Origin of the sequence: Acidovorax sp. HMWF018, assembly GCF_003061035.1 — a bacterium.
Lineage (GTDB): Bacteria > Pseudomonadota > Gammaproteobacteria > Burkholderiales > Burkholderiaceae_C > Acidovorax > Acidovorax delafieldii.
Genome location: NZ_QAIM01000343.1, coordinates 3,797 through 10,206, shown reverse-complemented (window position 1 = coordinate 10,206; position 6,410 = coordinate 3,797). Strand labels below are relative to the sequence as shown.

Annotated in this window: 6 protein-coding genes; 2 read left to right on the top strand and 4 right to left on the bottom strand. The window is 67.2% G+C overall.

All coding sequences use genetic code 11. The annotated features are described in order from the left end of the window. The 3 genes from DBR23_RS12960 to DBR23_RS12950 all read right to left on the bottom strand — a co-directional run. Positions 1-1,550, bottom strand: a 1,550-nt coding sequence (locus DBR23_RS12960) for an ABC transporter permease subunit (protein ID WP_233250440.1), incomplete at its 3' end; no start/stop codon positions are given. Continuing rightward, positions 1,547-2,554, bottom strand: coding sequence for an ABC transporter ATP-binding protein (locus DBR23_RS12955; RefSeq protein ID WP_108498518.1), 1,008 nt, complete (start codon positions 2,552-2,554; stop codon positions 1,547-1,549). The genes DBR23_RS12955 and DBR23_RS12960, both read right to left, overlap by 4 nt. Positions 2,555-2,606: 52 nt before the next feature. After that, complete coding sequence (locus DBR23_RS12950; RefSeq protein ID WP_108498517.1) at positions 2,607-3,632, bottom strand: ABC transporter substrate-binding protein; 1,026 nt, start codon at positions 3,630-3,632, stop codon at positions 2,607-2,609. Between the two features lie 217 nt (positions 3,633-3,849). On the opposite strand from DBR23_RS12950, the gene hisN reads away from it, so the two are divergent. Further along, the gene (gene hisN, locus DBR23_RS12945; protein WP_108498516.1) at positions 3,850-4,647 is read left to right on the top strand and encodes a histidinol-phosphatase; all 798 of its coding nucleotides are present in this window, start codon (positions 3,850-3,852) and stop codon (positions 4,645-4,647) included. Between the two features lie 32 nt (positions 4,648-4,679). Then, positions 4,680-4,874: a DUF2905 domain-containing protein gene (locus DBR23_RS12940; protein ID WP_056745516.1), complete on the top strand. Its 195-nt coding sequence runs from the start codon at positions 4,680-4,682 to the stop codon at positions 4,872-4,874. A gap of 29 nt (positions 4,875-4,903) precedes the next feature. Here the strand turns inward: DBR23_RS12940 and otsA are convergent, their stop codons facing one another. Continuing rightward, a complete protein-coding gene (gene otsA, locus DBR23_RS12935; RefSeq protein WP_108498523.1) occupies positions 4,904-6,280 on the bottom strand; it encodes an alpha,alpha-trehalose-phosphate synthase (UDP-forming) in 1,377 nt (458 codons plus the stop codon). Positions 6,281-6,410: the final 130 nt, after the last annotated feature.

The following is a 6,410-nucleotide window of genomic DNA, read 5'->3' as shown; positions in this document are numbered from 1 at the left end:
GCTTCATCCAGACGCATCACCGTCACCGCCCCCATGGGCAGCGAGGGCGTGATGAGGAAGATAACCGCCGACAGCGTGACCATGGAGCGCATGAACAAGAACACCAGCACCGCCAGCAGCGTAGGCAGCAGCGCGGGCAGGTACACATCGCGCAGCACGCGGGCGGTGCTACCGCCCAGCACGGTGGTGGCGTCTTCCAGCGTGGTGGGCACGTTGCGCATGCCGGTCATCATGGTCATGAAGCCCTGCGTGTGGTAGTGGTAGTAGTTGCACAGCGCCAGCAAGATGGCCGTGCCATACAGCATGCCCCAGGGCCAGGTAGCGGTGTTGAAGGTGAACACATAGGCCAGCCCCAGCACCAGCCCAGGCACGCCCACCGGCAAGGCCGACAGTGCCGTGGCTGCCTGCGCCAGCCGCCCCGGCAGGCGGCGGATGCCAAAACACAGCACAAACAGCATCGCCGTGCCCACGCTGGCGGCCAGGGCCGACACCCATACCGAGGTCCATAGCGGCGCATAGCCCCCCGCAATGGTGATGTCGTAGTGCTTGAGTGTGAGGTCCAGCCGGTAGGGCCACAGCCGGATGAAGCTGGCCAACACCACCGTGAGCACCAGGGCCACGATGCTGCACGCAATGCCCATGCAGGCGATGAAGAATGCGGTATCGCGCCCCGGGCGGCGGGTGGGCGTGGGCGGCAGGGCCGATTCGGCCCCCGCACCGGCGCGCTGTGCGGCCATGCGTTCGATGAACACCGACACCGCGGCGGGCGCCAGCAGCAGCATGCCCACCACCGCGCCCATGCCGAACTTCATCTGCCCGCTGACCTGGTTGTAGATCTCGGTGGCCAGCACGGCAAAGTTGCCGCCAATGACCACGGCGTTGCCAAAGTCGGTGATGGTGATGGTGAACACCACAAACCCCGCGCTCAGCAGGCCGTAGCGGGCCTGCGGCAGCGTGATGTCGCAAAACTGCCGCCACGGCGTGGCGCCCAGCACCTCGGCGGCGTCGTACTGCCGGGCATCGCCCTGGCGCAGCGCGGTGCGCACGATGAGCACGGCCTGCGGCAGCGCATAGAGCACGTCCGCAATCAGCAGACCCCAAAAGCCATAAATCTCGGGCCGCACACCCAGCATCTTGCCCACGATGCCGTTGCGCCCCAGCAGGAAGATCAGGCCCAGCCCCAGCACCAGCGAGGGCGCCAGCATGGGCAGGGCCAGTGCCCCGGCCACAAAGCGGCGGCCCGGCATGCCGGTGCGCTCCAGCCCAAACGCCACCACAAAGGCCAGCACCAGCGTGACGGCCGTGGTTACGGCGCCCAGCAGCAGACTGTTGGCCAGGGCCCGCCACACGCCCGGGGTGTCGAGCAGCGCGGCGTAGTTGCCCCAGCCGATGCCGCCCGTGTCCTGCACCAGGCTGCGCCAGGCAATGGCCAGCATGGGCACGCCAAAGAACAGCACCAGCGCGGCCAGCGGCAGCAGCAGGCAGGCGCGCAGCAGCCAGCGTTCGCTGGCGTGCATGGGTGGCAGGTGGGGGGCGGCAGTGGTGCTCATGCGTGCACCCAGGCGCAGTCCTGTGCGCTCACCGAGATGTCCACGTTCTGGCCCGCCTCCCAGGTGCTGGCGCTGCTGGATTCGGCCAGCAGGTCCAGGTCGTTCCAGCGCAGCTGCACCCGCTGGATGCTGCCCAGGAAGGTGGTGCCGGTGACGCGGCCCGCACCCTGCGCGCTGGCTTGCAGCTGCAGGCGTTCGGGGCGGATGCACAGCAGGGCCGATTCGGGCGCCATGCCTTCGGGGGCCCCGCCCAGCGCGGGCTGCAGCAGCCGTGCCTGGGCGGGCGGCAGCAGGTTGCTGTGTCCCATGAAGTTGGCCACGAAGCGGGTGCGCGGTGCCAGGTACAGCTCGCGCGGCGAGCCCGCCTGTGCAATGCGCCCACCCTGCATGCAGACGATGCGGTCGGCCATGGCCAGGGCTTCTTCCTGGTCGTGCGTGACCATGATGGTGGGAATGCCCAGGCGGCGCTGCACCTCGCGCAGCTCATGGCGCAGGTCGGCGCGCACGCGGGCGTCCAGGGCCGACAGGGGTTCGTCGAGCAGCAGCAGCGAAGGGTTCACCGCCAGGGCCCGCGCTATGGCCACGCGCTGCTGCTGGCCGCCCGACAGTTGCGCCGGGTAGCGCCCGCCATAGTCGGCCAGCTTCACCATGTCCAGCAGCTCGGCCGTGCGCGCCTGCACCACGTCGGGCGGTGTGCGGCGGATGGCCAGGCCGTAGCCCACGTTCTGCGCCACCGTCATGTGCGGGAACAGCGAGTACGACTGGAACACGATGCCAAAGCCCCGGTCGCGCGCCGGCAGCGTGGCCAGGTCGCGCCCGCCCAGCGTGATGCGGCCGCCATCGGCAGGCAGCAGCCCCGCGATGATGCGCAGCAGCGTGGTCTTGCCGCAGCCGCTGGGGCCCAGCAGGCACACGAACTCCGAGGCGCCCACGGCGAGGTGGATGCGTTCGAGCGCGACCTGGCCGTCAAAGCTCTTGTGCAGGTCGGTGATCTGCAGGGACATGGTGTGTGGTCCTCGGGGAGTGCGGTTCAGTGCAGCGGTTCGGTACAGCGGCTCAGCGGCCGATGGTCTTTTGCCAGGTGCCCAGGATCGCGTCGCGTTCCTTGGCGGACTTGGCGAAGTCCATGGGGTAGAGCACCTTGGAGAGGTCGGCGGGCAGGCCTGCCGCTGCAGCCGCCTTGGATTGCGGCACGCCGGGCACGGTCACGATTTCTTTGTACTTGGTGTAGAGCTGCGCTGCGCCGGGAGACAGCGTCCAGTCCAGAAAACGCTTGGCGTCGGCCTTGTTCTTGGAGCTGGCCATCAGGCCCGAGGCTTCCAGCTCATAGCCCGCGCCGTCGGTGGGGATCACCATCTTGACCGGGTAGCCCTCGTCCACCGACTGCATGGCCGCAAACGCCAGCGAGGTGCCAATTGCAAACTCACCCGCCCGCGCGGCCTTGCAGGGGCGCGAGCCCGACTTGATGTACTGCGCCACGTTGCCGTCCATGGCCTTGATGAGCTTCCAGCCCTCGTCATTGCCGCGCGACTGGATCAGCGCGGCAATCTGCAGGTAGCCTGTGCCCGAGGACACCGGGTTGGGCATGACGACCTCGCCCTTGTAGACGGGGTTGGTGAGGTCCTTCCACGACGTGGGCATGGGCAGCTTCTTGGCCTTGAGCACCTCGGTGTTCACGCAGAACGCGGCCATGTAGCCGGTGGTGGTGAACCATTTGCCATCGGCGGCCTTGTCCTTGGCGGCCAGCTTGTCGCTGCCCTTGGGGCTGTAGGGCTCCAGCAGGGCGGTGATGCGCGGGTCCAGCGTATTGGTCAGCGCCCAGCCCCAGATCACATCGTGCTGCGGGTTGGCAGCTTCGGCCAGGATGCGCGCACCCAGGTCGCCGGTGGACAGGCGCAGCACCTTCACGTCCACATCGGGAAGGTCCTTTTTGGCGGCGGCCAGGTATTCCTTGATCTCGTCTTCTTCGAGCGCGGTGTAGGCCGTGACGGTGCCCGCCTGGGCGGCGGTCAGCCCGCAGGCCAAGGCGCCCAGCACGGGCAGCAGGCGCAGGGCGGCAAAGAGGGAGGAGCGAGTGCGCATGAATTTCTCCAGAACGGTGTGTTGCCAAAAAACAGTGCGGGGTCGCCGCAGGCCAGGGAATTTGTTCACCAAATGTGTGCGTTTTATTGCACTTGTGCAAATTATTGTTTTTGCACGAAAATACACAAGCACTAAATATGCCAACCCGTTCATGCCGAGCGGTAGGCCCTTCCCCATTGCCCAACCACTGCCCGCACCTCTTTCCTTGCACATTCCCATGAACACTTTGCCAACCCCCGTTTCCCCCTTCCTGGACCTGGCGCACGCCCTGGCCGATGCGGCCCGCGTCCACTCGCTGCGGTACTTCCGCACCCCGCTGGATGTGCTGACCAAAGCGGACGAGAGCCCGGTCACCATTGCCGACCGCGAGGCCGAGGCTGCGATGCGCGCGGTTCTGAGGGCGCAGGCACCCACGCACGGCATCCTGGGCGAGGAGCATGGCCGCGAGCGGCTGGACGCCGAGTACGTGTGGGTGATCGATCCCATCGACGGCACCAAGAGCTTCATCACCGGATCGCCGCTGTGGGGCACGCTCGTTGCACTGCTGCACCAGGGGCGGCCCGTGCTGGGGCTCATGGATTTGCCGGTGCTGGGTGAGCGCTGGACGGGGCTGGCAGGCCAGCTGACGCAGTGCAATGGCCAGCCCGTGCGGGCCAGCCGGTGCGAGCAACTGGCGCAGGCCCGCATCTACACCACGTCGCCGGACGCCTTTGGTGCGGCCGACTGGCAGCGTTTTGACGCGCTGAGCCGCCAGTGCGCGCTGCGCCGGTTTGGCGGCGACTGCTATGCCTATGCCCAGCTGGCGGGGGGGCATGTGGACCTGGTGGTGGAGGCGGGGCTGCAGCCCTACGACTACCTCTCGCTGGTCTGCCTGGTGGAGGGCGCGGGCGGGCGCATTACCGACTGGCAGGGCCGCGCGCTCACGGTGGCATCGGATGGTCGGGTGGTGGCGGCTGCCACGCCCCAGTTGCATGCCCAGGCGCTGGACCAACTGGCCGAAACCGCCATCGCCTAGTCGAATGCGGTGGCGCCTACACTGGGCGCACCATGTTCCGCTGGCTCCTCGTCATTCTCCTGGCCCTGATGTTCATCAGCTGGCTGTCGCCGCTGCTGCGCCGCATGGGCTTTGGGCGGTTGCCCGGGGACTTCCGGTTTCGCTGGCTGGGGCGCGATTGGGATGTGCCGCTGGCGTCCACGCTGCTGCTGAGCTTTGTGGTCAGCCTGATCACCAAGCTGTTGTAGGGCCGCCATCACCGCGGCCGCTGCGCCTGCTAGCCCGCCGTCTGCAGCGCGTCCAGAAACGCCTTGCGCCACCAGTGCACGTCGTGCTCGCGGATGCGCGCCATGAGCTTCTGGTGGCGCGCCTGCCGTTCGGCCAGCGGCATCTGCAGGGCCTGCTGGATGCTGTCGGCCATGCCCTGGGGGTCGTAGGGGTTCACCAGCAGCGCTTCTTTCAACTGTTCTGCTGCACCTGCAAACCGTGACAGCACCAGCACGCCGGGGTTGTCCGGGTCTTGCGCCACCACGTATTCCTTGGCCACCAGGTTCATGCCATCGCGCAGTGGCGTGACCAGGCCCACGGCAGCGGCGCGGCACAGGCCCGGCACACGTTTGCGCGCCACCATGCGGTGGATGTAGCGCACGGGCATCCAGTCCAGTTCGCCGTAGTCGCCATTGACTGAGCCGCACAGGCCCTCCAGTTCCTGGCGCAGGTCGGCATAGGCGTGCACGTCGTCGCGGCTGGGTGAGGCGATCATGATCATCGTCGCACTGTCGCGGTTTTCGGGGTAACGATCCAGCAGCTCTCGGAATGCGCGCACGCGGTGTGGGATGCCCTTGGAGTAGTCGAGCCGGTCAATGCCCAGCAGCAGGCGCCTGCGCGAATACTCGTCGCGCATGTTCTCGTAGGTCTCCACCGCGTCGGGGGCGTGTGTGAGGCGGGTGAATTCGTCCACGTCGATGCCGATGGGAAACGACTGCACCACCACGGTAGCCCCAAAGGCGCGCACACGCTTTTCGTCCACCGCTTCGGCGCTGCCCTCGTTGCGCACGTAGCGCGTGAAATGCGACACGTCGGCCTCGCTCTGCAGGCCCACCAGGTCGTAGGCGAACAAAGAGCGCATCAGCCACTCGTGCTGCGGAATGGCCGCCATGATGAGCGGCGGCGGCATGGGAATGTGCAGAAAGAACCCGATGCGCTGCTTGCAGCCCATGGCACGCAGCTCGGCGGCGAGGGGAATGAGGTGGTAGTCGTGCACCCAGATCACATCGTCGTCGCGCAGCAGGGGCAGCAGCTTGCGCGCAAACATCTGGTTCACACGCCGGTAGCCTGTGATGTAGCGGGCGTTGAAGTCGGCCAGGTCCAGCCGATAATGGAACACCGGCCACAGCACGCTGTTGCTGTAGCCGTGGTAGTAGCTGTCATGGTCTTCGCGGCACAGGTCCACGGTGGCCAGGGTGACGGCGCCGGCCTGGCGGGTGTGCAGTTCGCTCTCGCCGGGTGTGCCGTCTTCGACCACGGTGCCGCTCCAGCCAAACCAGAGTCCTCCGGTCTGGTTCAGGGCTTCGCCCAGGGCTACAGCAAGGCCACCGGCGGCGGGCTTGCGCGGATCGGCAAGGCGGTTGGAGATGACGACAAGACGGCTCATGGGGGCAATCATCCGTGCTGACCGCCCCCGGCCGGTGTCGGACAGCGCCTCAAATCACGCTGTCCCAGGGCGCTGACAGGCGCACGGCGGTGTTGATCACACCCACCATCGAATAGGTCTGCGGGAAGTT